General features: G+C 70.2%; 25 protein-coding genes. 11 read left to right on the top strand and 14 right to left on the bottom strand.

What is annotated here, in order from left to right:
• Positions 1–40: 40 nt before the first annotated feature.
• Both ACGF3C_RS08915 and mshB read right to left on the bottom strand, forming a co-directional pair.
• Positions 41–478, bottom strand: a complete 438-nt coding sequence (locus tag ACGF3C_RS08915) for a hypothetical protein (RefSeq protein ID WP_357230364.1) — start codon at positions 476–478, stop codon at positions 41–43.
• Positions 479–495: 17 nt separating this feature from the next.
• Positions 496–1,422, bottom strand: coding sequence for an N-acetyl-1-D-myo-inositol-2-amino-2-deoxy-alpha-D-glucopyranoside deacetylase (gene mshB, locus ACGF3C_RS08910; RefSeq protein ID WP_357230366.1), 927 nt, complete (start codon positions 1,420–1,422; stop codon positions 496–498).
• An 86-nt stretch (positions 1,423–1,508) separates the two neighbouring features.
• On the opposite strand from mshB, the gene ACGF3C_RS08905 reads away from it, so the two are divergent.
• Complete coding sequence (locus ACGF3C_RS08905) at positions 1,509–3,653, top strand: prolyl oligopeptidase family serine peptidase (protein WP_357230368.1); 2,145 nt, start codon at positions 1,509–1,511, stop codon at positions 3,651–3,653.
• A 96-nt stretch (positions 3,654–3,749) separates the two neighbouring features.
• Here the strand turns inward: ACGF3C_RS08905 and ACGF3C_RS08900 are convergent, their stop codons facing one another.
• From ACGF3C_RS08900 to ACGF3C_RS08855, 10 genes are all read right to left on the bottom strand, one after another.
• Positions 3,750–3,977: a hypothetical protein gene (locus ACGF3C_RS08900; RefSeq protein ID WP_357230370.1), complete on the bottom strand. Its 228-nt coding sequence runs from the start codon at positions 3,975–3,977 to the stop codon at positions 3,750–3,752.
• 90 nt (positions 3,978–4,067) lie between these two features.
• On the bottom strand, positions 4,068–5,306 hold the full coding sequence (locus ACGF3C_RS08895) for a sigma-70 family RNA polymerase sigma factor (protein ID WP_357230372.1): 1,239 nt from the start codon (positions 5,304–5,306) through the stop codon (positions 4,068–4,070).
• A 37-nt stretch (positions 5,307–5,343) separates the two neighbouring features.
• Complete coding sequence (locus ACGF3C_RS08890; RefSeq protein ID WP_393220169.1) at positions 5,344–5,721, bottom strand: YciI family protein; 378 nt, start codon at positions 5,719–5,721, stop codon at positions 5,344–5,346.
• A gap of 27 nt (positions 5,722–5,748) precedes the next feature.
• Positions 5,749–6,399, bottom strand: a complete 651-nt coding sequence (locus ACGF3C_RS08885; RefSeq protein ID WP_393220166.1) for a DUF998 domain-containing protein — start codon at positions 6,397–6,399, stop codon at positions 5,749–5,751.
• Between the two features lie 177 nt (positions 6,400–6,576).
• Positions 6,577–7,530 carry a prolyl aminopeptidase gene (pip, locus tag ACGF3C_RS08880; RefSeq protein ID WP_357230378.1) on the bottom strand — a complete coding sequence of 318 codons (954 nt, stop codon included), beginning with the start codon at positions 7,528–7,530 and terminating at the stop codon, positions 6,577–6,579.
• Positions 7,531–7,592: 62 nt separating this feature from the next.
• The gene (locus ACGF3C_RS08875) at positions 7,593–9,335 is read right to left on the bottom strand and encodes an ABC transporter substrate-binding protein (protein ID WP_393220163.1); all 1,743 of its coding nucleotides are present in this window, start codon (positions 9,333–9,335) and stop codon (positions 7,593–7,595) included.
• Between the two features lie 145 nt (positions 9,336–9,480).
• Positions 9,481–10,467: an ABC transporter permease gene (locus tag ACGF3C_RS08870; protein WP_112604983.1), complete on the bottom strand. Its 987-nt coding sequence runs from the start codon at positions 10,465–10,467 to the stop codon at positions 9,481–9,483.
• Between the two features lie 11 nt (positions 10,468–10,478).
• Entirely contained in the window at positions 10,479–11,486 is a 1,008-nt protein-coding gene (locus ACGF3C_RS08865) for an ABC transporter permease (protein ID WP_357234367.1), read from the bottom strand.
• Positions 11,483–12,556 carry an ABC transporter ATP-binding protein gene (locus ACGF3C_RS08860; protein WP_393220157.1) on the bottom strand — a complete coding sequence of 358 codons (1,074 nt, stop codon included), beginning with the start codon at positions 12,554–12,556 and terminating at the stop codon, positions 11,483–11,485. The genes ACGF3C_RS08865 and ACGF3C_RS08860 overlap by 4 nt, the downstream gene beginning before the upstream one ends.
• A 55-nt stretch (positions 12,557–12,611) precedes the next feature.
• Positions 12,612–13,667 (bottom strand): ABC transporter ATP-binding protein, encoded by a 1,056-nt coding sequence (locus ACGF3C_RS08855; protein ID WP_393220766.1) that lies wholly within the window; start codon positions 13,665–13,667, stop codon positions 12,612–12,614.
• A 277-nt stretch (positions 13,668–13,944) separates the two neighbouring features.
• Between ACGF3C_RS08855 and ACGF3C_RS08850 the strand changes: the two genes are divergently transcribed.
• The 6 genes from ACGF3C_RS08850 to ACGF3C_RS08825 all read left to right on the top strand — a co-directional run bounded on the left by ACGF3C_RS08850 (position 13,945) and on the right by ACGF3C_RS08825 (position 21,482).
• Positions 13,945–14,493, top strand: a complete 549-nt coding sequence (locus tag ACGF3C_RS08850) for a Uma2 family endonuclease (protein WP_393220154.1) — start codon at positions 13,945–13,947, stop codon at positions 14,491–14,493.
• A 32-nt stretch (positions 14,494–14,525) separates the two neighbouring features.
• Positions 14,526–15,962, top strand: coding sequence for a TldD/PmbA family protein (locus tag ACGF3C_RS08845; RefSeq protein ID WP_357199827.1), 1,437 nt, complete (start codon positions 14,526–14,528; stop codon positions 15,960–15,962).
• A 58-nt stretch (positions 15,963–16,020) separates the two neighbouring features.
• On the top strand, positions 16,021–17,427 hold the full coding sequence (locus tag ACGF3C_RS08840) for a TldD/PmbA family protein (RefSeq protein WP_393220150.1): 1,407 nt from the start codon (positions 16,021–16,023) through the stop codon (positions 17,425–17,427).
• A 246-nt stretch (positions 17,428–17,673) separates the two neighbouring features.
• Positions 17,674–18,480, top strand: coding sequence for a hypothetical protein (locus tag ACGF3C_RS08835; protein WP_124859396.1), 807 nt, complete (start codon positions 17,674–17,676; stop codon positions 18,478–18,480).
• 12 nt (positions 18,481–18,492) lie between these two features.
• Positions 18,493–20,421, top strand: a complete 1,929-nt coding sequence (locus ACGF3C_RS08830) for a fumarate reductase/succinate dehydrogenase flavoprotein subunit (protein WP_357207963.1) — start codon at positions 18,493–18,495, stop codon at positions 20,419–20,421.
• Positions 20,418–21,482 carry a succinate dehydrogenase/fumarate reductase iron-sulfur subunit gene (locus tag ACGF3C_RS08825; protein ID WP_357227941.1) on the top strand — a complete coding sequence of 355 codons (1,065 nt, stop codon included), beginning with the start codon at positions 20,418–20,420 and terminating at the stop codon, positions 21,480–21,482. The genes ACGF3C_RS08830 and ACGF3C_RS08825 overlap by 4 nt, the downstream gene beginning before the upstream one ends.
• A gap of 181 nt (positions 21,483–21,663) precedes the next feature.
• Here ACGF3C_RS08825 and ACGF3C_RS08820 read toward each other — a convergent pair whose 3' ends face one another.
• On the bottom strand, positions 21,664–22,110 hold the full coding sequence (locus ACGF3C_RS08820; RefSeq protein WP_357227944.1) for a (deoxy)nucleoside triphosphate pyrophosphohydrolase: 447 nt from the start codon (positions 22,108–22,110) through the stop codon (positions 21,664–21,666).
• Positions 22,111–22,293: 183 nt separating this feature from the next.
• Between ACGF3C_RS08820 and ACGF3C_RS08815 the strand changes: the two genes are divergently transcribed.
• Entirely contained in the window at positions 22,294–22,602 is a 309-nt protein-coding gene (locus tag ACGF3C_RS08815) for a 4a-hydroxytetrahydrobiopterin dehydratase (protein WP_112604995.1), read from the top strand.
• Here the strand turns inward: ACGF3C_RS08815 and ACGF3C_RS08810 are convergent.
• Positions 22,589–23,038, bottom strand: coding sequence for a VOC family protein (locus ACGF3C_RS08810; protein ID WP_357227946.1), 450 nt, complete (start codon positions 23,036–23,038; stop codon positions 22,589–22,591). The two genes, ACGF3C_RS08815 and ACGF3C_RS08810, sit on opposite strands and share 14 nt — an antisense overlap.
• Positions 23,039–23,152: 114 nt before the next feature.
• On the opposite strand from ACGF3C_RS08810, the gene ACGF3C_RS08805 reads away from it, so the two are divergent.
• From ACGF3C_RS08805 to ACGF3C_RS08795, 3 genes are read left to right on the top strand one after another with little or no spacing between them, the layout of a single operon-like run.
• Positions 23,153–24,037, top strand: coding sequence for a LysR family transcriptional regulator (locus ACGF3C_RS08805; protein WP_393220142.1), 885 nt, complete (start codon positions 23,153–23,155; stop codon positions 24,035–24,037).
• Positions 24,034–24,786, top strand: a complete 753-nt coding sequence (locus ACGF3C_RS08800; protein ID WP_393220138.1) for a class I SAM-dependent methyltransferase — start codon at positions 24,034–24,036, stop codon at positions 24,784–24,786. The genes ACGF3C_RS08805 and ACGF3C_RS08800 overlap by 4 nt, the downstream gene beginning before the upstream one ends.
• A 10-nt stretch (positions 24,787–24,796) precedes the next feature.
• Positions 24,797–25,159, top strand: a complete 363-nt coding sequence (locus ACGF3C_RS08795) for a PH domain-containing protein (RefSeq protein WP_030337500.1) — start codon at positions 24,797–24,799, stop codon at positions 25,157–25,159.
• The last annotated feature ends 146 nt before the right edge of the window (positions 25,160–25,305 follow it).

Genomic DNA, 25,305 nt, shown 5'->3' with positions numbered 1-25,305 from the left:
AGCCGTCATCACCCGGCAGCGGCCGGACCCCAGCCCGGCGTCAGCCGCCCAGCATGGTCGGCTGTGGGGCGAGGATCTGCCGGAAGCCCATCACCGCGAAGGTCATCGCGCCGGCCACGATCATGGCCAGCCCGACCCAGTTGTCGCCGGCCAGCAACAGGTCGCCCTCGTTGGTTCGGATGGCGGCGACCGCCATCAGCGCGAACCACGGCACCGCCGGCAGCGCCACCGCCCAGCGACGGCCGACCGCCTCGTACGCGAACCAGCTCAGCAGGATGTTGGCGCCGATGGCGAGGAGCACCGACACGCCGACCAGTTGCCCGCCGACGCGGAGCGTGGCGAGCAGCAGCTCCAGTACGCCGGTCAGCACACCAGCGATGACCACGACGATCCCACCGACCAGCCGGACGCCCAGGTCCAGCAGGCGCGGCGGTGGCCCCGCCGGGGGCGGGGCTTCCTGGTCCTCCACAACCGTCATCGGTGCGGCCGGCAGGGTCACCGGGAACCCGCCGCCGCGACCGGGGACCGGTCCGGGGCGGTCTCCGCGGGCAGGCCGGCGAAGAGGTCGTCCTCCCAGCCGTACGGCCCGGCACCCGGGCCCTTCTCCCCCAGCGCGAGCGTGAAGAACTCCACGCCCATGAACTCGCCACCGAAGTTGCCGGCGATCGAGTAGAGCCACGAGTTGGCCGGGATCTGGGTGGCGTGCGCCCGCATCGCGGCCTCCTTGGCCGTGTGCTGGTCGGTGCCGTCGATCCGGGCACCGATCTGGGCGTCCGGGGTGCCGAAGGGCAGGTCGGCGATGTCCTCGATGCCGCCGAACGGGTTGTCGGACGACTCGGCGAAATGCGTCATGCCGGCCTCCAGCACGCTGAGCGGCAGGGCCGTCCAGTAGACCTTGAGCGGGGCGCAGCCCTCCTCGGCGGCCAGCTCGACGGCGCGCATGGCCACCCGGTGCGCCTGGATGTGGTCGGGGTGGCCGTAGAACCCGTTCGGGTCGTACGTGACGAGCACCTGCGGGCGTACCTCTCGCAGGATCTCCACGAGGTGCCCGGCGGCCTCGTCGAGGTCGGCCTGCCAGAACGCCCGGGGGTGCTCGTTCGTCGCGAGCCCCATCATCCCGGAGTCACGGTAGCGGCCGGCGCCGCCGAGGAAACGGTGGTCGCTGACGCCGAGCGCGGCGCACGCGGCGGCCAGCTCGGCCACCCGGTACCCGCCGAGCTGGTCGGCCTCGGCGGCGGCGAGCTGTGCCAGCGCTGGCACGTGGATCTCGCCCTCCTCGCCGAGCGTGCAGGTCACCAGCGTGACGTGCGCGCCCTCGGCGGCGTAGTGGGCCATCGTCGAGCCGGTGCCGATCGACTCGTCGTCGGGGTGCGCGTGGACCAGCAGCAGGCGGCGGTCGGGCAGCATCGTCACGACGGTCACTCTAACTGGCGGTTCGGCCCAGCCAACGCTGACGCGTCCGCCCAGGTCGGCCACATCACCCCCGCTCCGGCTCTACGATTTGGCGTGTGGACTTTCCGGAGCTGGCCGCCCGCACCCGCCGGTTCAGCCACGGCGCGCCACGCGCTGTCTCGGTGGCTGAGGACGGCTCCCGGGTGATCTTCCTGCGCTCCGCCGGCCCCGAGGATCCGGCGGACGCGCTCTGGCTGTTGGACGTGAGCACCGGCGAGGAGCGGCTGGTCGCCGATCCGGCGACCCTGCTGGGCGAGGGCGGGGACGTCCGCTCCCTCTCCCCCGGCGAACGCGCGCTCCGCGAGCGGCTGCGGCTCAGCGCCGCCGGCATCGGCTCGTACGCGTTGGACGCGGCTGGCCGGGTTGCGGTGTTCGCGCTGGCCGGGCGGTTGTTCCGGGCCGATCTGGTGCACGGCGACGTGGTGGAGGTGGTGACCACCGGCCCGGTGCTGGACCCACGTCCGGACCCGAGCGGGCAGCGGCTGGCGTACGTGACGGACGCCGCCGAAGGGGTGCGTCGGGGTGAACTGCGGGTGATCGACCCCGACGGCACCGACACCCTGCTGGCCGGCGAGGACGCCGGGGTGAGCTGGGGGTTGGCCGAGCACATCGCGGCCGAGGAGTTCGGCCGGTTCCGGGGGTACTGGTGGGCGCCGGACAGCCGTTCGGTGCTGGCCGCGCGGGTCGACGAGTCCCGCCTGGAGCGGTGGCACCTGCACGACCCGGCCGAGCCGGCGAGCCCGCCGACCGCCGTCGCGTACCCCCGGGCCGGTGGGCCGAACGCGGAGGTCAGCCTGCACCTGCTGGACCTGGACGACGGCTGGGTCGACGTGCACTGGGACCGGGAGACCTACCCGTACCTGACCGGGGTGAGCTGGGGTGAGGGCACTCCGTTGATCACCGTGCTGCGCCGTTCGCAGCAGCATGGGCTGGTGCTGGCGGTCGACCCGCGCACAGGTGAGACGCAGGTGCACGCCGAGCTGGCCGATCCGCGCTGGGTTGAACCGATCGCCGGGACCCCCGCGCACCTGCCGGACGGCCGCGTACTGGTCGGCGGGGAACTTGCCCACGACGGGTACGACGCCCGGTGCCTGTTCGCGGACGGCACCCTGCTCACCCCGCCGTCGCTGTACGTACGACGGGTGGTGGGTCGGCTGCCGGCCGCCACCGGCCCGGCCGACCTGCTGGTGGAGGCGAGCGACGGCGAGCCGAGCGAGCGGCACCTGTTCCGGGTCCGCACCACCATCGGCGGTGGGGTGGACGCGCGTCGGCTCACCACCGACTCCGGCTGGTACACCGCCGCTGTGGGCGGGGACGTGCTGGCCGTCGGGGTCGCGTCGCTGGATCACGCCGGGGTGCGCTGGACGGTGCGTCGCGGCGATCAGGAGATCGCCGAGTTGCGCTCGTTCGCCGCCGCCCCGCCGTATTCTCCGCTGCCGCTGCTCGAACGGGTGACCGACCGGCGGCTGCCGGCGGCGGTGCTCTACCCGGACAACCACGTGACGGGCCGGCGGCTGCCGGTGCTGTTGGACATCTACGGCGGCCCGGGGCACCAGGAGGTCGTGGCGGCGCGGGCCGCGTGGTTGGAGCGGCAGTGGTGGGCCGACGCCGGGTTCGCGGTGGTCACCATCGACAACCGGGGTACGCCGGGCGTGGCCCCGTCGTTCGAGAAGGCGATCCACCGGCGGGTCGCCGACGTTGTCCTGACCGACCAGATCGACGCGCTGACCGCGCTCGCCGGCAAGCACCCGGACCTGGACCTGGGACGGGTGGGGGTGCGCGGTTGGTCGTTCGGCGGGTGGCTGGCCGGCTTGGCGGTGCTGCGTCACCCGGAGCTGTTCCGGTGCGGGATCGCGGGTGCCCCGGTGACCGACTGGGCGCTGTACGACACCGCGTACACCGAGCGTTATCTGGGGTTGCCGGAAGACGGCCAGGACATCTACGCGCACCATTCGCTGGTCGAGTTGGCCGCCGAACCGGTCACCAGCCCGGATCACGCCCGCCCGTTGCTGCTGGTGCACGGCATGGCCGACGACAACGTGGTGGCCGCGCACACCCTCCGGCTCTCGGCCGCCCTGCTGAGCACCGGCCGACCGCACGCCGTGCTGCCGCTGACCGGGGCTACGCACATGGCCGCGAACGGCACCGCCGAGCGGCTACTCCCCCTGGAGCTCGACTTCCTCCGCACCCACCTGCTGTGAGCAGCATTCGACACCTGGGCGCGGCACATCGAGCCTCCTGAGCGACCACGCCGTCGGGCAGCGCGTGGAACGGCTCGACGGTCCACGCCGGCCCGTTCAGCTACCACCGATGGTCTTCAGGGCGGGATCTCGGTTCGCCCAGCCGCCCGAATTCGGCCTGGGCTGCACGATGAGCAGTGCCATCAGCACCTGGGCGGCTGCCACGGGCAGAGCTTCCGGCGGACCGTAGGCGCTGATTACAAAGAGGGGGAACGGCGCGGCGAAGAGCAGGATCGCGGCCAACCTGAACCAGTACCAGCGGACGTCCGACAACAGACGCAGCACTCCCAGGCAGCGGCTGGCCCGAGGCGGCGTGCGCGGTGGCGTGGTGCTGGTCCCCTGATCCGCAGCTCAGCAGCTCGGGCCGAGGATCGGTCAGCCGAGGCGGTGGGCTCGGCGTTGGAGGTACCGCTGTTCGACCTGGTTCTGGGTCAGCACGGCTGCTTCGCGGTACCGGGCCGCCGCGCCAGCCGTGTCACCGGTCATCTCGAGCAGATGTGCGCGGATCGCGCGTTCGCGTTGCCGGGTCAGCGGTTCCTCGTCCAGGTGGTGGACCCGGTTGAGGTCGTCGAGCAGGGCCAGCCCTCGGGCCGACCCGTACGCGTGCGCGACCGCGACCACCCGGCTCAGCCGCACCGGCGCGGTCGGGCTGAGGTGTTCCAGTCCCAGGTAGAGCGCCGCGATCTGGGGCCAGTCCGTCTGGTCCGGTGACGTGGCAGCGGCGTGCACGGCCGCGATCGCCGCCTGTAGCTGGTACGTGCCGACCTCGCGCCGCCGCCAGACGCCGTTGATCAGGTCGGTGCCCTCGCGGATCAGCTCGGGATCCCATCGGGTCCGGTCCTGCCCGTCCAGTGGCACCAGTTCGTCGCCGTCGGCACGGGCAGCGCGCCGCGACTCGGTCAGCAGCATCAAGGCGAGTAGCCCGGTCACCTCGGGGTCGTCGGGCAGGGCGTCGTGGAGCATGCGGGTCAGCCGGGTCGCCTCGCGGGTCAGGTCCACGCGGGTGAGTTCGTCTCCGGTGGAGGCGGTGTAGCCCTCGTTGAAGATCAGGTAGAGGACCTGCATGACGGCGTTCAGCCGGCTGTCGCGGTCGGCGTCGGTCGGCGGGGTGAACCGGGCGCCGGCGCGGGCCAGTTGCTGTTTGGCGCGGCTGATCCGGGCGCCCATGGTGTTCTCGGTAGTCCCGTAGGCGTGTGCGATCTCGGTGGTCGTCAGGCCGCCGACCGCGCGCAGGGTGAGCGCCACCTGGGAGGTCAGGCTCAGCGCGGGGTGGCAGCAGAGCAGCAGGAGCGTGAGGCTCTCGTCGGTGTCCACCGCAGGGCGCGCCCTGCGGGCCGGATCCTGCATCGCCAGCTCGCTCATGCCGGCGTGCCGCTCGCGGCGGCGTCGAGCCTGGTCGGCGCGGAGCAGGTCGATCATCCGCCGGTACCCGATGCGGATCAGCCAGCTGCGCGGGTTCTCCGGCACGCCGTCGGCCGGCCACGTCCTGCTCGCCACCAGCAGCGCCTCCTGGACCGCGTCCTCGGCGATGTCGAAGTGGCCGAAGCGCCGCACCAGCGCGCCGAGGACCTGCGGCGCCTCGGTGCGCAGCAGGTGCTCGACGTCCGGCGTCACGCCGATGCTGCCGTTCGGTGACGGTGGGTCCGGGCAGTCATGCCGCGAAGTCCGCCCCCATGATCGGCCGGATCTCCATCGGCTCGCCCAGCACCTCGACCATCCGGGAGACGATCTCCACGGCGCGCTCCTGACTGCCCACGTCGATCACCGCGAAGCTGGCCAGGACCTCCTTGAGTTCGACGAACGGGCCGTCGGTGGCCACCACACCGGTCGGGGCCCTGCGGACCGTGGTGCTGACCACCGGGTGACCGAGCCCTTCGCTGCTGACGAATTCGCCGGTCTCGATCAGCTCCTGTTCGAACCGCTGGTACGCGGCGAACGCGGCCAGCGCTTCCTCGGACGCGGTGTCGGCGGTCGCGGCGTCCCAGGCGGCGGCCGGCGTGTAGCTGAGCAGCAGATACTTCATGGTCATCCTCGTGCTCGTGGGGCTCGGGCCACGCTACGCCGATTGGTTCGAACGGCGCAGGGAGAGGGCGACGACCGTCGTCCAGGTGAAGGCGACCAGGCCGTTCACGGCGATCTGGATGCTCATGTGGCTCGGTGACATCGGCATCAGCAGGATGAGCGCGGCAAGGCCGTTCAGCACCGCCGGCAGGACGGCCCGACGGCGGATGTGACGGATCGTCAGCACGATGGCGGCGCCGGCCAGCGCGGTGAAGGCGATGGCGGCCGCCGCCGAGTGCGCGACGCTGTGCCAGGACATCTCGTCGACCGGCCCGTCTGGAGTCCCCACTGGGAAGCCGTACTCCGGATCCATTGTGAACGCCCCGGCCGCGACGAGCCCGGCACCGAAGATCCCGACGAGGATTGGCAGCGCACGTCGGCCGGTGCCGTGGGTGAGCGTGCGTCGGGCGCCGACGGCGAGGGCGATCCCGCCCAGGCCGGCGAGCACGAAGGTGGTGATCTGGATCCAGCCGAGACGTCCGGTGGCCAGCTGGCTGATCGGGTGCCGGGTGATGTCGTAGCCCTCGCGGGTGAGCATCTGCGTCACGGCCGAGGCGAAGAAGAGCGGTCCGGCGAGGCTGCCGGCGAGGAGCAGGCGCTCGGACGAGCGGCGGCGGGTGGGGGCGGTGGCGGCGAGGGTGGCCATGAGATTCCTCCGTGGTGGCTGCTTGCCGCTACCTCGCTGCCGCACCTCGGACCTTGACACCCAACAGGAGTGACCTGAGCCACATGGCGTCGATGCCGGGTCTCTCGCTCGCGCTTCGGCTGGCCCGGACGGCAGTGGCCGTTCTGCTCACCGCACGGCCGACACGTCGACTCACGATCACATTGGCGCGAGGAACCGGGTGGTGGCTTCGATGAGCAGGCTGCGGGTGCCGGGTTCGGAGCCGCTGTGTCCGGCGTCCTCCACGATGTGGAACGTCGCCTCAGGCCAGGCCCGATGTAGGTCCCAGGCTTGGTTCGGTGGCGTCTTGATGTCGTATCGGCCGTTCACGATCACCGTCGGGATGTGACGAATGCGGTCGACGCCCGCCAGGAGGCCTTCCCGCGGGAGGAAGCCGCCGTTACTGATGTAGTGGTGTGTGATGCGGGCGAACGCCAGCAGGCTGGCGTCGTCGATGCCGGGCGGCGCCATCGGCAGCAGTGTGTTGGCCGAGAGTTCCCAGTTCATCCAGGCGCGGGCCGCCGGGCCGTGGACCGCGGGGTCCGGGTCGGCGATGCGGCGGCCGTAAGCGCCGACAAGGTCGTCCTGTTCCGCGACGGGGATCGCGCCACGAAATGCCGCCCATTCGGCGGGAAAAAGGTGCGCCGCCCCCGCCGGGGTGAACGCCCATGCCTCGTCGGACCTGCGAACCAACCACACGCCGCGGAGCACGAGTTCGGTGACCCGCTCGGGATGGGCCTGCGCGTAGGCCAGGGCGAGGGTGCTGCCCCAACTGCCTCCGAAGACGAGCCAACGCTCGATCCTCAGGTGCTCGCGTAGCTGCTCGATGTCCGCCACCAGATGCGGGGTGGTGTTGTGTTCCAGTGACGTCTCCGGGTCGCCCGCGAAGGGCCGGCTGCGACCGCAGTTTCGCTGGTCGAACAGCATGACGCGGTAGCCGGACGGGTCGAAGTACTGCCGATTGCCGGGGAGCAGACCACCGCCGGGGCCGCCGTGCAGGAACACCGCGGGTTTGCCGCCGGGGTTCCCACACAGTTCCCAGTAGAGCTCGTTGCCGTGGCCGACGCTGAGCATCCCGGAGTCGTACGGTTCGATGGGCGGGTACCAGTCCATGACAGCAGGGTCCCCTCCCGACGACGTTGTCGGAAGGGGACCCTGCTGGTCTGCGGTGTGACTTACGGCTTGACGTACGCGTTCACGAACGACGGGTAGCCGAAGACGCTGGAGATGAAGATCCCGCCGGCCTTGGATCCGTGCACGTTGTAGGCCACGTCGACGTAGAACGGCACCACCGGTGCGTGCTCCTTCATGATCCGCTCGTCGAGCTTGGCCCACTCCGGTCCCTGGTCGGCCGGGGGCATGGCCAGGATGCGGTCCATTTCAGCGTTGATCGTCGGGTCGTTGAAGTAGGACTGGTTGCTGTTGCCCTCGGCCTTGATGGTCCGGCCGTCGTAGAGCACCGGCAGGATTGACGCCCCGCTGGGCCAGTCCGCCGCCCAGTTACCGATGTAGAGGTCCCAGGGGTTGTTCTTCTTCTTGATCTCGTCGAGCTTCGCGTCGTCCGAGATGTTCCGGACGGTGATCTTGAAGCCGGCGCGCTCCAGGTTCGCCTTGAGCTGGGCGCCCTGCTGCTGCTCGGTCGAGTTGTCGGCGACACCGAGAACCAGCTCCGGCGTCTTGCCGCCGAGCAGCTCCTTGACCTTGTCGACGTTGCCGTTGGCGCCCGCCGGGTAGACGTCGTACGCCTTGTAGCCGATGGTGGCCGGCGGCATCAGCGTGGTCAGCGGCGCGGCGACGGTCTGACCGCCGAGCGCCTTGATCATGCCTTCGCGATCGATGGCGTAGTTGAGCGCCTGACGCACCTTCAGGTCGGTGACCCGCTGGTTGTTGATGACGAGCTGGTTTGCGCTCGGAGTCGGCGAGAGGAGCGTCCGGGACTTCAGCGACGCGTCCCCGGCCACCTTGGCGACCAGCGAGGCGGGCACCGTGTTGAAGGCGAGCGCGCTCTGGTCGGCGCCGTTGTCGGCGATCACCCGGTTGTTGGCGGCGTCCGCGGTGGGGCCGAAGGTCCAGACGAACTGGTCCGGATACTGGTGCCGGACCGGGTCGGTCTTCGGGTCCCAGTTGGGGTTGCGGTCCAGGGTGATCTGCACGCCGACCTGGTTCTTGGCGACCTTGTACGGGCCGGACGAGAACGGCTGCTTGTCCAGGTCGACGCCGGTGTCCTTGTCGGCGGGCAGCGGCGCGGTGGTCGGCAGCGAGACAGCGAACGGCAGGTCACAGCGGGGCTTGGCGAACTCGAAGCGCAGCGTCTTGGCATCCGGCGTGCTCAGGCCGGGGGGCAGCGACGTCTTGTTCTTCTTGAAGTCCCACTTGGTGTCGAACTGCGGGGTGTCGGCCAGCCACTCCTGGATGTAGGTCGGGCCGCCGGACAGGTCCGGGTCGAAGGAGCGAGCAATGCCGTACGCGATCTCCTTGGAGGTGATCGGCCGGCCGTCCTCGAACTTCACCCCGTCCTTGACGGTGAATTCCCAGACCTTGCAGTCGTTGTTGACGTTCTTGCCCGGCGTCTCGGCCAGGTCGCCCACCAGGACCAGGCCGCCCTTGCCGTCGTCCTTCCAGGTGGTCAGGTAGCGGGCGAAGAGGGGGTTGGCCATCAGACCGGCGAACGAATACGTCCGCTGCGGGTCCAGGTGGGAGATCGGGGACTCCCGGATGATGGTGAAGGTGCCGCCCTTCGCGGCGCCGCTCACCTCGGCCGCCGGCCCCTGCGAGTCCTTGGGGTCGGTCGCGATGACCCCGGTCTGCTTCCGCTCGCTGTCCACCGTGGTGCCCTCGCCCGTGTTCTTCGAGCACGCACCCAATGCCACAACCAGAGCGATCGCGCCGCCTGCGGCAGCCACCACGCGTGGTCTCATGAAGTACCCCCTTCACCCATGTGCCGTGCGGTTTCGTCGGGGCGAGAACCGCCGACGTCCCGAGGATCGTAAGGAAGAAAACCTACGAGTTGTGTAACAGTTGTCGATAAATTTCGCCACCGGCCGCGCCCCGTCCACCGACAGCTCAGCGCAGCCGCACCCGAGGGTCGATGGCCGCGTAGAGCAGGTCCACCAGTACGTTCGCCAACACCACGAAGACCGCGGCGATCAGCACGGTGGCCATGATGGTGGGCAGATCACCCGAGCGCACCGCGTCCACCGCCGTGCGCCCCAACCCCTGGATGCCGAACGTCGTCTCGGTGATCACCGTCCCGCCCAGCGCCCCGCCCACGTCCAGCCCGGCGATGGTCACCACCGGAGTGATCGCCGCGCGCAGCGCGTGTCGCCCGTACACGGTGGGTTTGGCCAGGCCCTTGGCCCGCGCGGTCCGGACGAAGTCCTCCGACAGCGTCTCCAACATCTGCGCGCGGGACAGCCGTGCATAGATCGCCGAGAAGAGGAAGGCCAGCGCCACCCAGGCCAGCACCAGCCCGCTGGCCCATTTCGCCGGGTTGTCGAATATCGAGGTGTAGCTGGGCACCGGCAACAGCCGCAGGTTGTAGACGAACACCAGCAGCAGCACCGCGCCCACGAAGTAGAGCTGCAGCGAGGCGCCGGTCAGCGAGAAGCCGATGGCCAGCCGGTCCAGCCAGGTGCCCCGACGCAGCGCGGACACCATGCCGAGCCCCACGCCGAGCAGCAACCAGAGGATGGCCGCCGGGATCACGATGCTCAGCGTCACCGGCAGCACCCGGGCGATGGTGTCCGAGACGGCCTCGTTGGTGACGTACGACCAGCCCAGGCAGGGTGCGTCGCACCGGCCACCCTGGGCGCTGCCCAGGTCCCGACCGGTCACGATGCCCTTCATGTAGCCGGCGTACTGGCTGATCAGCGGGTCGTTCAGGCCCAGGTCGTCGCGGACCCGCTCCAGACGCTCCGGGTTGCAGTTCTTCGAGCAGATGCTGCTGACCGGGTCGCGCGGCAGGGCGAAGAACATCAGGAAGGTCAACACACTCACCGCGAAGAGGGTCAGCGTGGCGGAGAAGAGTCGCTTGAGCAGAAATCGCGCCATGATTTTGACCCCTACCGGGACGACTTCGGGTCGAGCGCGTCCCGCAACGCGTCGCCGAAGAGGTTGAAGGCGAACACCAGCGCGAAGATCGTGATGCCCGGGAAGAACACGTACGCCGGGTCGGTCTGAAGGAAGTCCAGACTGCGGTAGATCATTCGGCCGAAGCTCGGCGTCTCGTCGCTGAGGCCGACGCCGATGAACGACAGCGCCGCCTCGCTGGTGATGAACTGCGGCACCGCCAGGGAGAAGGACACCAGGATCGGCGCCCAGATGTTCGGCAGCAACTGCCGGAAGAGCATGTGCCCCAACCCGGCCCCGCTGGCCCGGGCCGCCTCCACGAACTCCCGCTCGCGCAGCGCTATCACCTGCCCGCGAACCAGCCGGGCCGTGCTGGTCCAGCCGAAGATGGCGAAGACGGCGATCAGCACGCCCACCCCGAAGGCGGACGACACCTGCCCCCGCTCACCGTAGAAGCGCAGCGTGATGGTGGGCGTGAGCGCCAGCGCGATGATCAGGAAGGGCATGGCCAGGGTCAGGTCGGTGATCCAGTTGATCACCGCGTCGAGCCAGCCGCCGAGGTAGCCGGCGAGCGCCCCCAGCACGATCCCGATCGTCGCGGTGATCAGGGCCGCCGCGAACGCGATGAACAGCGAGGTCCGCAGCCCGTAGATCAGCCGGATGAAGATGTCCCGGCCCAGCCCCGGCTCCAGACCGAACCAGTGCTCGCCACTGACCCCGCCGGCGTACCCCAGCGGCATGCCGAAGCCGTCCAGCATGTTCTGGAACTGCTCCCGCGGGCCGATCCCGTAGACCATCTCGATCAGCGGAGCGGCCAACCCCAACAACAGGAAGAAGACCAGGAGTACGCCGCTGATCACCGCCGTCCGGTCGCGGCGCAGCCGCAGCCAGGCGAGCTGACCGGGCGAACGGCCCACGACGCCCTTGGTCGCGGCTCCGCCCTCGTCGCCACCGGACTCGATCTCGGCCAGCGCCACACCCTCCACCGGGGACAGGCTCACGACGACACCTCCTCGACGTTCGCGTCTGCCCGTGCGGGGCCCGCTTCCCCTTCGGGGCCCGTGCTGGCCGCTTCCCCTTCGGGGCCCGTGCTGGCCGCTTCCCCTTCGGGGAAGTGACACGCGGTGGCCTGGTTGCCGCCGTCACGCGGGATCAGCGCGGGCTCCTCGGTGGCGCAGATGTCCTGCGCCTTCCAGCACCGGGTGCGGAACCGACAACCCGACGGCGGGTCCAGCGGGGTGGGCACGTCACCGGTCAGCCGGATCCGCCCCGCCGGGCCGAGCTGGGTGACGTCCGGGATCGCCGAGAGCAACGCCCGGGTGTACGGGTGCTGTGGGCGCTCGTAGATGTCCGCCCGGTCGCCGATCTCGACGATCCGACCCAGGTACATGACCGCGACCCGCTGGCAGAAGTGCCGGACCACGGCCAGGTCGTGCGCGATGAACACGAAGGCCAGGCCAAGATCGCGTTGCAGGTCGCGCAGCAGGTTGACGACCTGCGCCTGGATCGAGACGTCCAGCGCGCTCACCGGCTCGTCAGCGACGATCAGCTTCGGCCGCAGGGCCAGCGCGCGGGCGATGCCGATGCGCTGGCGTTGACCACCGGAGAACTCGTGCGGGTACCGGTTGTAGTGCTCCGGGTTCAGCCCGACCAGCTCCAGCAACTCCTGGACACGGGCCTTGATGCCACCCGGCGGCTTGATTCCGTTGACCTGTAGCGGCATCGCCACGATCCGGCCCACCGTGTGCCGAGGGTTCAGCGACGCGTACGGGTCCTGGAAGATGATCTGGAGTTCCTGGCGCAGCGGGCGCAACTCCCGGCGGCCGGCGTGCGTGATGTCCCGCCCGTCGAACTCGATGCTGCCGCTCGTCGGTTCCAGCAGCCGCACCAGCATCCGACCGGTGGTGGTCTTGCCGCAGCCCGACTCCCCCACCAGGCCGAGCGTCTCGCCCGGGCGCACGTCGAAGTCGAGCCCGTCGACCGCCCGCACCAGACCGGTGGCGCGCAGCCCCTGGCGTACCGGGAAGTGCTTGCTCAGGCCGCGTACCCGCAGCAGCGGTTCATCGGTCATCTCCACAGTCCTCTGTTCGGGACTGCGGTACTCCGCTGCGCTACGTTCCTCGCCCTCACACAGCCACCCCCACTCGTGCGATGTCCTCGGCGTAGAACGCGGCGCGCTCCTCCGCGCTCAGGTGACAGGCGACCAGGTGGCCATCGGCCCCGGCTGGGCGCAGCTCGGGCACCTCGGTGCGGGAGCGGCTGCCGGCGCGGTCCGCGTACCGGCAGCGTGGGTGGAACGCGCAGCCCGACGGCAGGTTGATCAGGCTGGGCGGGTTGCCGGGGATGGGCACCAGGTCCGCGTCCGCGTCGCCGTGCAGCGACGGCACGCTGGAGAGCAACCCCCAGGTGTACGGATGCTGCGGCGCACGGAGCACCTGCTCGACACTGCCCCGCTCGACGGCCCGCCCGCCGTACATGACCAGCACATCGTCGGCGACCTGGCCGACCACACCGAGGTCGTGGGTGATCAGGATGATCGCGGAGTGGAACTCGGCCTGGAGGTCGGCGAGCAGGTCCAGGATCTGCGCCTGCACTGTGACGTCCAACGCGGTGGTCGGCTCGTCGGCGATCAGCAGCGCCGGGTCGTTGACCAGGGACATCGCGATCATCGCCCGCTGGCGCATGCCGCCGGAGAACTCGTGGGCGTACTGGTCGAAGCGACGCGCCGGCTGCGGGATGCCGACCCGGTCCAGCATGTCGACAGCACGCTGGCGGGCCTCGCGCCGGTTGGCCTTCGGGTGGTGCACCCCGTACGCCTCGGCGATCTGCCGGCCCACCGTGTAGTAAGGGTGCAGCGCCGACAGTGGATCCTGGAAGATCATCGCCATGTCCCGGCCGCGCAGCCGGCGTACCTCCTCGTCGGCGAGGCCGACCACCTGCCGGCCACCCACGGAGATCTCCCCGGTGATGGTGGTCCGTTTCGGGTCGTGCAGGCCGAGGATCGCCAGCGAGGTGACGCTCTTGCCGGAGCCGGACTCACCCACGATGCCGAGGGTGCGGCCCCGCTCGACGGCGAACGACACCCCGTCGACCGCGCGCACCACGCCGTCCTCGGTGTCGAACCGGACCCGAAGATCACGCACCCGCAGGTAGGCGTCCTGGTCGGAGCGCTGCGCCGGCACGGCGGGACGGTCGTCCGGGTCCCCGGACGGCGAGGGTTCCGAGCTGTCCACGGCCACCTCCCTCAGTGACGAAGAGAACTTACAGCAAAGTCCCGAGGGTGAAAATAAGCTACGAAGTCGGCACGTGTCAGCGGGCCCGAGCGTAACGAGTCGGCATCGGCCCCGCACCCCCGTCACCTCGCCATCCACGCCCATTCATGGCCATGGACGCACGTGAAGTGCGACGATTGGCCGAGCAGCCAGCAGAGGATGCCCGTGGCACGAGGCGGAGGTGACGATGACCGCGGCGGTGTTCAACCACGAAGGCCCGTGGACCGAAGAGGAGTACCTCGCCCTCGGCGAGACGCAGCAACGCGTCGAACTCTTCGACGGGAGCCTTCACGTGATCCCAGCCCCCACCCCCCGGCACCAAAACATCTCGGGCGAACTACGCGCGATTCTGCGAGGCCCGGTTCGCGAAGCCGGCCTGCACGTTCTGGAAGCGGTGAACGTCCGGCTCAGGCCGGGTCGGATTCCGATCCCCGATCTCGTCATCACCAGCCCGATCGACTTCGACGAGCTCAACGTCGAGGCGAGTGACGTGCGGCTGGTGTGCGAAATCATCTCGCCGAGCAACGCGTCCACCGACAAAGTCCTCAAGATGCACTACTACGCCGCCGCCGGCATCGAGTGGTATCTCCTGGTCGAGCAGGACAGCGGCACTGTGCATCTGTACCGGCGGCGGGGCGGTCACTACACCGAGCAGTCCGTGACCAGACCGGGAGAGGTGTTGGAGCTGACTGAGCCGGTGAAGGCCACCATCCGGCCGGAGGAACTGCTCCCCTGACGGGTGTCGGTCCGCTGGCCTAGGGTCGGTCCATGACCGAGTTCGACGCGGCCGCCGCCGCCGTCCAGGCCGCCCTCGACGCGGGCGCCCGGTACGCCGACGCCCGGGTGATGCACCGCCGCTACGAGTCGATGACCGCGCGCAACGGTGACGTGGAGGAACTGACCCAGGACGAGAGCATCGGGCTCGGGGTCAGAGCGCTGGTCGGGGCGAGTTGGGGCTTTCACGCCGTACCCGATCTGTCGGACGCCGCCGCCCGCGACGCCGGCCGGCGCGCGACGCGGACCGCCATGGCGAGCGCGCGGGTGCCGGGCCCTTCGGTCGACCTGGTGCCGGTCCAGGCTGTCACCGCGAGCTGGGCCTCCGGCTGCCAGATCGACCCGCTCGGGGTGCCGCTGTCCGACAAGGGCGATCTGCTGGTCGACGCGACCCGCACGATGGCCGAGCACGGCGCGGACCTGGCCGAGGGCCTGTACCAGATCTGGGACACCGCGAAGTGGTTCGTCTCCAGCGAGGGCCACCGGATCGACCAGCGCATCCGCGAGTGCGGCGGCGGCATCTCGGCCACCTCGATCGGCGACGGCGAGACGCAGCGCCGCTCCTGGCCGAGCTACCGCGGGCAGTACGGCACCACCGGGTGGGAGCTGGTCGAGTCGCTGGACCTGGCCGCGCACGCCGCGCAGATCGCCGAGGAGTCCCGGGCGCTGCTCACCGCGCCGGCCTGCCCGGCCGGCGAGACAGACCTGATCCTCGGCGGCGAGCAGTTGGCCCTGCAGATCCACGAGTCGGTCGGTCACGCCATCGAACTGGACCGGATCCTGGGCTGGGAGGCGGCCTTCGCCGGCACGTCCTGGCTGGACCTGGCCCAGCTCGGCTCGCTGCGTTACGGCTCGGAGCTGATGAACATCACCATCGACCCGACGATCCCGGGTGCGCTGGGCAGCTTCGGTTTCGACGACGAGGGCTCCCCGGCGGTCAAGCGGGACGCGGTCCGGGACGGCCGCTGGGTGGGCGTGCTCGCCGGCCGGGACTCCGCAGCCATGGCCAGCCTCGACTACGGCGGCAGCGTACGGGCCGACGGGTGGGCCCGGCTGCCGATGGTGCGGATGACCAACGTCGGCCTGGAACCCGGCCCGCACACGCTGGAGGAGATCATCGCGGCCACCGACGACGGCGTGTTGATGGACCTCAACCGGTCCTGGTCGATCGACGACAAGCGGCTCAACTTCCAGTTCGGGTGCGAGGTCGGCTGGGAGATCAAGAAGGGGCGGCGGGGGCGGATGCTGCGCAACCCCACGTACACCGGGATCGGCCCCCTGTTCTGGCGCTCGATGGACATGCTCTCCAGCGAGACGGTCTCTTGGGGCACGCCCAACTGCGGTAAGGGCCAGCCCGGCCAGATCGGGCACACCGGCCACCCGGCCGCGCCGGCCCGGTTCCGCAACGTCCGCGTGGGGGTGTCAGCGTGAGCGCGAGGAGTGAGCCGGGTTTGCGAGCCCCGCAGTCGCGAACGAAAGGTGGCTCAGCGTGAGCGCGAGGAGCGAGGTCGAGCTGGCGGGGCAGGTGGTGGAGCTGGTTCGGCGTCTTGGCGGTCCGGCCGCGCAGGCCGAGGCGGTGGTGACGCGGGCGGACCTGGCGCTGACCCGGTTCGCCAACTCGGGCATCCACCAGAACGTCTCCGAGTCCACCGTCGGGGTCCGGCTCCGGGTGCACGTCGACGGTCGGACGGCTGCCGGTGGCGGGAGCGTGGTCACCGCCGACGGGTTGTCCGGTCTGGTGGAGCGCACCCTGGCCGCGGCGCGGCTCTGCCCGCCCGACCCGGGCTGGCCAGGGCTTACCCTGCCCATGCCCACGCCGGACGCCCCGCCCGTCGACGAGGCCACCGCGCACGCTGAGCCGGATCAGCGGGCCGATCGGGTGCGGGCGTTCGTGGCCGCCGCCGGTGGCCTCAGCACCGCCGGTTACTGCCGCACCGCGCACCGCTCGTCGGCGTTCGCCAACTCGGCCGGGCACTCGGCGTACGGCCGCTCGGTGGAGGCGGCGATGGACGGCATCGCCCGCCTCGATGGCGCCGACGGGGTGGCCCGGCGCAGCGCCGACCGGCTGTCCGACCTCGACGGCGCCGAGTTGGGCGCGCAGGCGGCCGCGAAGGTGCAGGCGGCGGCCGACCCGGTCGAGCTGCCGCCGGGGCACTACGAGGTGGTGTTCGAGCCGGCCGCGGTGGCGGACCTCCTGCAGAACCTGTCGTTCTTCGGCTTCAACGGCAAGCGGTACGCCGAGCGGCAGTCGTTCGCCGAGCCGGGCGCGGCCCAGTTCGACAGGGCGGTGACAGTGGTGGACGACCCGCTGGGCGGGTCCGGGTTGCCGTTCGACGCGGAGGGCACCGGCCGACGGGCGCTGACGCTCGTCGAGGCGGGCACCACCCGTGCGGTGGCGCACGATCGCCGGACCGCTGCCGAGGCGGGCGCGGAGTCCACCGGGCACGCGGTCGCTGGGGGTGCAACCTGGGGCCCGATGCCCCGCAACCTGCGGCTGACCGGCGCGGTGGCGGGTCCGGCCAGTGCAGTGGGCCGGAGCACCACCGGCGCGGCGGCCGGGGCGGTCGGCGACGCGGACACCGCCGCGTTGGTGGCCGGTGTACGCCGAGGGCTGCTGGTCACCGATCTCTGGTACACCCGGGTGCTCGACCCGAAGAGCCTCGTCGTCACCGGCTTGACCCGCAACGGCGTCTGGCTGATCGAGGACGGCACTGTCGTCCGGGCGGTCCGTGACCTGCGGTTCACCGAGTCGTACCCGCGGGCGCTCGGGCCGGGGGCGGTGCTCGGGCTCGGCGCGCGGGCGGTGCGCCAACCGGACCGGGTGGACGGTGCCTGGTGGGCGGCGCCGTCGCTGCGGCTGGCGTCGTGGCACTTCACCGGAGGTGCCTCCGGCTGAGCGTGGCGACGAGGCGCGGCAAATCTGCGTACCCGGGGGCTTTTCCGCAGGCCAGACACACGGGACACTCCCTTGCGCGGACGGCTCGCGGAGATCGGCGTAACGTGTGTCACTTAGCTGCGTCGGTCGATCCGGCGTGGTCGTTGGTGTGCGCATGACGTGGCAGCGGGTGCGGGTTCGCCGGTCCGCGTGCCGACCGGAGAGAGACCAGCCCGCCCGTACGGGCCCGTCGAGGAGACGACTCGAATGACTTCAACGGCAACGAGGCCGAAGGGGGCGCGGGCGCGCGCCGCCATCGCGGCGAAGACGTTGCGTACCGACCGATGGTGGTTCGCCCCGCTGATCACCGTGATCGGGCTCAGCGCCTGGGTCGCGTACGCGACGGTCCGGGTCTTCATGCACAAGTGGTACTGGGTGGACCAGTTCCACTACCTGACCCCGTTCTACTCCCCGTGCGTGACCGACCGGTGTGTCGAGGAAGCCTCGCACTTCGGCCGGTTCCTGCCCGGCTGGTGGATCATCCCGGACGCCGCGCTGACCCTGCCGTTCCTGCTGCTGTTCCGGCTCACCTGCTACTACTACCGCAAGGCGTACTACCGGTCGTTCTGGCTGTCGCCGCCGGCCTGCGCGGTCCCGGACGGGCACAAGGAGTACGGCGGTGAGACCCGTTTCCCGCTGCTCGGGCAGAACCTGCACCGCTACTTCTTCTACGCCGCCGCGATCATCTCGCTGATCAACACCTGGGACGCGATTCTCGCCTTCCACTCGCCGAAGGGCTTCGGCTTCGGGCTGGGCAACATCATCCTGCTGCTCAACGTGGTGATGCTCTGGGCGTACACGATCTCCTGCCACTCCTGCCGGCACATCATCGGCGGCCGGCTCAAGCACTTCTCCAAGCACCCGGTGCGGTACAAGGCCTGGACCTTCGTCTCGGCGTTGAACGTCCGGCACATGCAGCTCGCCTGGATCACCCTCGGCACCCTGGCGCTGGCCGACTTCTACATCATGGCGCTCGCTGCCGGCTGGTTCTCCGACCTGCGGTTCATCAACTAAAGGGCCCCTGACATGACCACAACCACTCGCATCGAACGACACCACTACGACGTCGTCGTCATCGGGGCCGGCGGCGCCGGTCTGCGCGCGGCGATCGAGGCCCGGCTGGCCGGCAAGAAGACCGCGATCATCTCCAAGTCGCTGTTCGGCAAGGCGCACACGGTGATGGCCGAGGGCGGCGCCGCCGCCGCGATGGGCAATGTGAACAGCCGGGACAACTGGCAGGTGCACTTCCGCGACACCATGCGCGGCGGCAAGTTCCTCAACAACTTCCGGATGGCCGAGCTGCACGCGAAGGAGTCGCCGCAGCGGATCTGGGAGCTGGAGACGTACGGTGCGCTCTTCGACCGCACCAAGGACGGCAAGATCTCGCAGCGCAACTTCGGTGGCCACGAGTACCCGCGCCTGGCGCACGTTGGTGACCGGACCGGGCTGGAGCTGATCCGCACCCTCCAGCAGAAGATCGTCTCGCTTCAGCAGGAGGACCAGCGGGAGTTCGGCTCGTACGACGCCCGGATCAGGGTGTTCTCCGAGACGACCATCACCGAGCTGCTGCTCGACGGTGACCGGGTGGCCGGCGCGTTCGGCTACTACCGCGAGTCGGGCGAGTTCATCCTCTTCGAGGCGCCGGCGGTCGTGCTGGCCACCGGCGGCGTCGGGCGCTCCTACAAGGTCACCTCGAACTCCTGGGAATACACCGGGGACGGGCACGCGCTGGCGCTGCGCGCCGGGGCGACGCTGATCAACATGGAGTTCCTCCAGTTCCACCCGACCGGCATGGTCTGGCCGCCCTCGGTGAAGGGCATCCTGGTCACCGAGTCGGTGCGCGGTGACGGCGGCGTCCTGAAGAACTCCGACGGCAAGCGGTTCATGTTCGACTACGTCCCCGACGTCTTCCGCAAGCAGTACGCGGAGACCGAGGAGGAGGCGGACCGCTGGTACACCGACCCGGACAACAACAGGCGCCCGCCGGAGCTGCTGCCGCGCGACGAGGTGGCCCGGGCCATCAACAGCGAGGTCAAGGCCGGCCGGGGTTCCCCCGCCGGTGGCGTCTTCCTGGACATCGCGAGCCGACGTTCGGCCGACGAGATCCGCCGCCGGCTGCCGTCGATGTACCACCAGTTCAAGGAGCTGGCCGACGTCGACATCACGGCCGAGCCGATGGAGGTCGGCCCGACCTGCCACTACGTGATGGGCGGCGTTGAGGTCGACCCGGATTCGGGTGCGGCCTTCGGCCACGTACGCGGGCTGTTCGCCGCCGGTGAGGTCTCCGGTGGCATGCACGGCTCCAACCGCCTCGGTGGTAACTCACTGTCCGACCTGTTGGTCTTCGGCAAGCGGGCGGGCGGGCACGCGGCCAGCTACGCCGACGGGCTGACCGCCCGACCGAAGGTGGCCGTGAACGAGGTCGAGGCGGCCGTGGAGACCGCCCTCGCGCCGCTGCAACGGGACACCGGCGAGAACCCGTACACCCTTCAGCAGGACCTCCAGGCGGTGATGGGGGATCTGGTGGGCATCATCCGCCGGGAGGGTGAGCTGGCCGACGCGCTGGTCCGGCTCGCCGAGCTGCGTGAGCGGGTGGCCAAGGTGAGCGCGGCCGGCGGCCGACGCTACAACCCGGGCTGGCACCTGGCCCTGGACCTGCGCAACATGCTGGTGGTCTCGGAGTGCACCGCGAAGGCGGCGCTGGAGCGGCAGGAGTCGCGCGGCGGGCACACCCGGGAGGACTACCCGACGATGGAGCCGAAGTGGCGGCAGGTCAACCTGGTCTGCGCGCTGGACGGCGACACCGTGCAGCTGACCCGCAAGCCGCTGCCGAAGATGCGGTCGGAGCTGATCGGCCTCTTCGACCGGGCCGAGCTGGCCAAGTACCTCACCGACGAGGAGCTCGCCGACTTCGACGCCCTCGTTGACGACGCTGGAGAGGCGGACAACCGATGAGCGCGAAGCGTCAGTTCCGGATCTGGCGGGGCGACGAGAGCGGCGGCGACCTCCAGGACTACATGGTGGAGGTGAACGAGGGCGAGGTCGTCCTCGACGTCATCCACCGTCTGCAGGCCACCGATGCGCCCGACCTGGCCTGCCGGTGGAACTGCAAGGCCGGCAAGTGCGGCTCCTGCTCGATGGAGATCAACGGCAAGCCGCGGCTGGGTTGCATGACGCGGATGTCGACCTTCGGCGACGACGAGACCGTCACGGTCACCCCGCTGCGCACCTTCCCCGTCATCCGGGACCTGGTCACCGACGTCTCGTTCAACTACGAGAAGGCACGGGAGACCCCGGCGTTCGCCCCTCCGACAGACGTGGCTCCGGGCGACTACCGGATGCAGCAGGTCGACGTGGAGCGCTCGCAGGAGTTCCGTAAGTGCATCGAGTGCTTCCTGTGCCAGACGGTCTGCCACGTGATCCGCGATCACGAGGAGAACAAGCAGGCGTTCTCCGGCCCGCGGTACTTCATCCGGGCGGCCGAGCTGGACATGCACCCGTTGGACGCCCGGACCGACCGCAAGGAGTACGCGCAGGCCGAACAGGGCCTCGGCTTCTGCAACATCACCAAGTGCTGCACCGAGGTCTGCCCCGAGCACATCAAGATCACTGACAACGGGATCATCCCCATGAAGGAACGGGTCGTCGACCGCAGGTACGATCCCCTTGTGTGGCTTGGTAGCAAGATCTTCCGTCGGGGCGAGACGCCCCAGACCAGCGTGACCACCGCCCGTCCGGGCTCGGCGACGCCGGGCTCCGCCCGGGGTGGGGTGCACTCGCACGCGGGTGGCTCCCACGACTCGCAGGCTGAGGCGCAGGCGCAGAGCGGCGTCAACTGGCACCGGGAGGTGCCCCACCCGACCGCTCCGGCGGTCGACGACCGGGGCAAGCTGCCGCTGACCGAGCTCACCTTCGACCGGGCCGCCGCGCCGTCTCCGTTCGGCGACGACGTGACCTTCCCGCTGCCTCCGGAGCACCTCAACTTCGCTCACCCGGAGCAGGACAACAAGCACTGACCACCTGAACAACAACGGGGGCCGTGGCAGCTGCCACGGCCCCCGTCCCACTTCCCAACCCCCAACCCCCGTCCCACTTCCCCAACCCCCAACCCCCGGCCCCCGGCCCCCGGCCCCCGGCCCCCGTTGATCATGAAGTTATTGCCCTCCTGCGCGGCGTGTCATGGCAATAACTTCATGATCAACGAGGGTTGCGCAGGAGGAGGGGGCGGAGGGCGGCCACGATGGGGGCGTCGGCGGGGAGCCAGGTGACCGAGTCCAGTTCGTCGGCCGTGAGCCAGCGGAGCGCCTCGTGCTCCAGCGCCTGTGGCTGGTCGCCGCCGAGCAGGCGGGCCGCGTACACCTTGAGCACCGAGCGGCCGTGCGCCATCCGTACGTTGCGACCGACCCGGTCGCCGATCTCGACGCGTACGGCCAGTTCCTCGGCGCACTCCCGGATCAACGCGTCGGTTTCGGCCTCCCCCGGCTCGACCTTTCCGCCCGGAAACTCCCACATGCCCGCCACCTCGGGTGGGGCGGAACGCGCACAGGCGAGCACCCGCCCATCCCGGATGATCGCCGCACCGACGATCACCTTCAGGTCCCGTCGTTCGGCCTGCCCGCCATCATTCGCCCGTTCGGTCCGCACGGGCGTCCAGGGTGCCAGATCAATCGGCGGTTTGGGTACCGTAGCCGTCCGCTAGGCCAGCAAGACACGGAAGTGTGGGCGTGGACACCCCCTCCGAGCAGCGGGAGACTAGGGGGCACCGACAAGACACGGGATGGCGACGATTTGGCCACAAGCCGGCAACGGCGCTTGGGGGGTGCGGTGATGCGCGTGCTGTTCAACAGCAGGGCCAAGCACGACTACCTTTCCGACGCGTTGACCTTGCTATCTGGTTGGACGCGCGAGGGCGAGCAGATCCGACGGACGCTCGTGATCGACGATACCCAACACGCCGCACTAACTGAACGGGTCAAGGTCGTCGCGGATGCGCTGCATCTGCGGCCCGAGATCAGCCGCCGGGCCGACAGCACCCAGATCCGGGTCGGGCACGGCAGCGGCGAGCCGCTGACCGAGGGCGAGGTGCTGTTGGCCGCCCGCATCGAGGACGCCTACCGGGCGGTCACCGAGGCCTGACGACCGTCTCCGCATCCGACCCGGCGTCCTGCGGGTACCAGCGCAGCTCCACCGAGTTGCCGTCCGGGTCCCGCACGTAGATCGAGGTCGCCGAACCGCGCGCGCCGAACCGGCTGACCGGCCCGGTCAGCACTGTGAAGACCTTCGACTCGATCACCTGCGTCCAGTTCAGTGGAGCCACCACGAGGCAGAAGTGGTCGACGTTCGCGCCCTGCGGCTCACCGCGGACGAGGTCGATGATGCTGTCGGGGCTGATCCGCACCGACGGGAACGGGACGGTGCCCGCACGCCACTCGTCGACCCGTACCGGTGCCAGCCCGAGCCCGTCGCAGTAGAAGCTCAGGGACCGTTCCACGTCGGCGACGGTCAGCACCAGGTGGTCGAAACCGGTTACCCGCACCGCGCTCACGCCGGCCGGGTAGTCGTCAATGCTCATGTCGGAGCCTTTCGTTCGGTCTTCGCTGCCGCGTTCACGATCCCCGGACGAGGAGCGCCGACCAAGACCTGATGCCGCTACGATCGTTGCCCACAGGTCAACGATGGGATTGGTGTGCTGGAGCGGTACGAGGTCGAGACGTTCCTGACCCTCGCGGACGAACTGCACTTCGGCCGGACCGCCGAGCGGTTGACCGTTAGCACCGGCCGGGTCAGCCACATCGTGAAGAAGCTGGAGCGCCAGATCGGCGCACCGCTGTTCGCCCGCACCAGTCGGGTCGTCCGGCTCACCCCGATCGGCCGACAGTTGGCCGACGAGCTGGCCCCGCTGGTGGCAGCCATGGACGAGGCCGTCCGCCGCGCGGCCGACGCCGCCCGGGGCGTGACCGGGACGCTGCGGGTGGCGTTCCTCGGCGAGTGGACCGCGCCGGTACTGCTCCGGGCGGTGGCCCTGTTCGGTGAACGGCACCCCGACTGTCGGGTGGAAGTGCACGAGGCGCAGTTGTCCACCACCCGGTCCGGGCTGCTCGACGGCTCGACGGACGTGTTGATCGCCTCGTACCCGTTCGACGGCATGGCCACCGGCCCGGCGCTGCTCTGCGAGGACCGGGTGCTCGCGGTGGCGGCGGGTCACCCGCTCAGCCGGGAACGGTCGGTGTCGTTGGAGGTGCTCGCCGACCACCCCGTGGTGCAGTACCCGACAGTGACCTCGGTGGAGTTCAAGCGGGACCGCACCCCGGAGCGCACCCCGTCCGGACGGGCGGTGCCGAGGGGGCCCGCCGGGAACACGTTCTCCGAGATGCTGTCCCTGGTCGCGCTGGGCCGGGGAGTCCTGCCGGTGGGCGAGCACACGAGGCGCTACTACCCGCGCCCCGACGTGGCGTATGTGCCCATCCACGACGCGCCGCCGATCGAACGAGGGCCGGTCTGGCTGCCCAGCAACACCACCACCCGGGTACGCGAGTTCGTCCGCGCCGCGACCGACGCGAACCCCCGATGAGGCACGCCGAGTTCCGCCACCACCGGCTGGTCCAGGTGTACGACGCCGAGTGCCGGTGGGGGCCGGACGACGACTTCTTCCGGACGGTGGTCGACGAGACCCCGGCCGCCCGGGTGCTCGACCTCGGCTGCGGCACCGGCCGGCTGACCGTTGCCCTCGCCACCGCCGGCCACACCGTCACCGGGGTGGACCCGGCCGGCGCGTCCCTGGCCGCCGCTCGCGCCAGGCCGGGTGGCGATCGGGTGACCTGGATCGAGGGCACCTCGGCGCTACTGCCGGAGCGGGCGTTCGACGTGGCGGTGCTGACCAGCCACGTCGCGCAGTTCTTCGTGGACGATGCGGAGTGGGCGCGTACCCTCGCCGACCTGGCCCGGGCGCTCGTGCCCGGCGGCCGGCTGATGTTCGACGCCCGCGACCCGGCGGACCGTCGCTGGGAGCGGTGGAACCCGGTGGATTCGCAGCGGGTGGTCACGCTGCCCGACGGCGAGGTCCGCGCGTGGACCAAGGTCACCGGGGTACGCGACGGAGTGGTCGACTTCACCCACCACTACCACTTCGACGACGGGGAAGAACTGCTCAGCTCGGCGACCCTGCGCTTCCGCACCGAGGCCGAGTTGCGTACCTCGTTGACCAGGGCGGGCTTCATCGTGGACCGGGTTCACGGGGGCTGGCACGGCGAGCCCGTCGGGCTCGGTGACGGCGAGTTCGTGGTCGTCGCCCGGGTGGGCGCGTTGGCGTCGGTTTCCTAACCTGGGGCACATGGCGAACATCGCGTACGACCGCAAAGAGCAGGTCCAGCAGATCGAGAGTGGCCTCCTCGAAGGCGAGCAGATCATCGCCGTCTACGACGCCGTCGGCACCGGTACCGGGTTCATCGGGCTGACCGACCGGCGCGTGATCATCCAGGACCGCTCGTTCGTCGGCAAGCGGTTCGCGATCACGAGCATCCCGTACTCGAAGATCACCAGCGTGAGCGTGGTCAGCAACAAGTCGTGGGGTGGCTCGTTCTTTTCCACCGGCGCCATCGCCATCCACGTCGGTACGCACACCTACGAGGTGGAGTTCCGTGGCGCGCAGAAGAGCCACCACGTGCACAACGTGATCCTGCACCACATCTCCTGACCACACGTCGCGTCGTGGGCCCGGCTGGCGTAATTGCCTTGCCGGGCCCACGACGTGTCTGGTGTCCTCGGTCGACAGTCACGCGAAGGGAGCAGCCGCCATGCCCAACACGACGAAGTCCCCCGAACCAATCGTCATCCGACCCG

It is taken from the genome of Micromonospora sp. NPDC047762 (genome assembly GCF_043204655.1).
Classification (GTDB): domain Bacteria; phylum Actinomycetota; class Actinomycetes; order Mycobacteriales; family Micromonosporaceae; genus Micromonospora.
Note: the sequence above shows the minus strand (reverse complement) of the source record. Positions and strands in the feature narration are given on the sequence as shown.

What these genes read in the sequence shown, in the direction of transcription:
- ACGF3C_RS08915 (WP_357230364.1), bottom strand. Translation starts at nt 478, where the DNA reads ATGACGGTTGTGGAGGACCAGGAAGCCCCGCCCCCGGCGGGGCCACCG.
- ACGF3C_RS08890 (WP_393220169.1), bottom strand. Translation starts at nt 5,721, where the DNA reads ATGACCATGAAGTATCTGCTGCTCAGCTACACGCCGGCCGCCGCCTGG.
- ACGF3C_RS08885 (WP_393220166.1), bottom strand. Translation starts at nt 6,399, where the DNA reads ATGGCCACCCTCGCCGCCACCGCCCCCACCCGCCGCCGCTCGTCCGAG.
- pip (WP_357230378.1), bottom strand. Translation starts at nt 7,530, where the DNA reads ATGGACTGGTACCCGCCCATCGAACCGTACGACTCCGGGATGCTCAGC.
- ACGF3C_RS08875 (WP_393220163.1), bottom strand. Translation starts at nt 9,335, where the DNA reads ATGAGACCACGCGTGGTGGCTGCCGCAGGCGGCGCGATCGCTCTGGTT.
- ACGF3C_RS08870 (WP_112604983.1), bottom strand. Translation starts at nt 10,467, where the DNA reads ATGGCGCGATTTCTGCTCAAGCGACTCTTCTCCGCCACGCTGACCCTC.
- ACGF3C_RS08860 (WP_393220157.1), bottom strand. Translation starts at nt 12,556, where the DNA reads ATGACCGATGAACCGCTGCTGCGGGTACGCGGCCTGAGCAAGCACTTC.
- ACGF3C_RS08850 (WP_393220154.1), top strand. Translation starts at nt 13,945, where the DNA reads ATGACCGCGGCGGTGTTCAACCACGAAGGCCCGTGGACCGAAGAGGAG.
- ACGF3C_RS08845 (WP_357199827.1), top strand. Translation starts at nt 14,526, where the DNA reads ATGACCGAGTTCGACGCGGCCGCCGCCGCCGTCCAGGCCGCCCTCGAC.
- ACGF3C_RS08835 (WP_124859396.1), top strand. Translation starts at nt 17,674, where the DNA reads ATGACTTCAACGGCAACGAGGCCGAAGGGGGCGCGGGCGCGCGCCGCC.
- ACGF3C_RS08830 (WP_357207963.1), top strand. Translation starts at nt 18,493, where the DNA reads ATGACCACAACCACTCGCATCGAACGACACCACTACGACGTCGTCGTC.
- ACGF3C_RS08825 (WP_357227941.1), top strand. Translation starts at nt 20,418, where the DNA reads ATGAGCGCGAAGCGTCAGTTCCGGATCTGGCGGGGCGACGAGAGCGGC.
- ACGF3C_RS08815 (WP_112604995.1), top strand. Translation starts at nt 22,294, where the DNA reads ATGCGCGTGCTGTTCAACAGCAGGGCCAAGCACGACTACCTTTCCGAC.
- ACGF3C_RS08810 (WP_357227946.1), bottom strand. Translation starts at nt 23,038, where the DNA reads ATGAGCATTGACGACTACCCGGCCGGCGTGAGCGCGGTGCGGGTAACC.
- ACGF3C_RS08800 (WP_393220138.1), top strand. Translation starts at nt 24,034, where the DNA reads ATGAGGCACGCCGAGTTCCGCCACCACCGGCTGGTCCAGGTGTACGAC.
- ACGF3C_RS08795 (WP_030337500.1), top strand. Translation starts at nt 24,797, where the DNA reads ATGGCGAACATCGCGTACGACCGCAAAGAGCAGGTCCAGCAGATCGAG.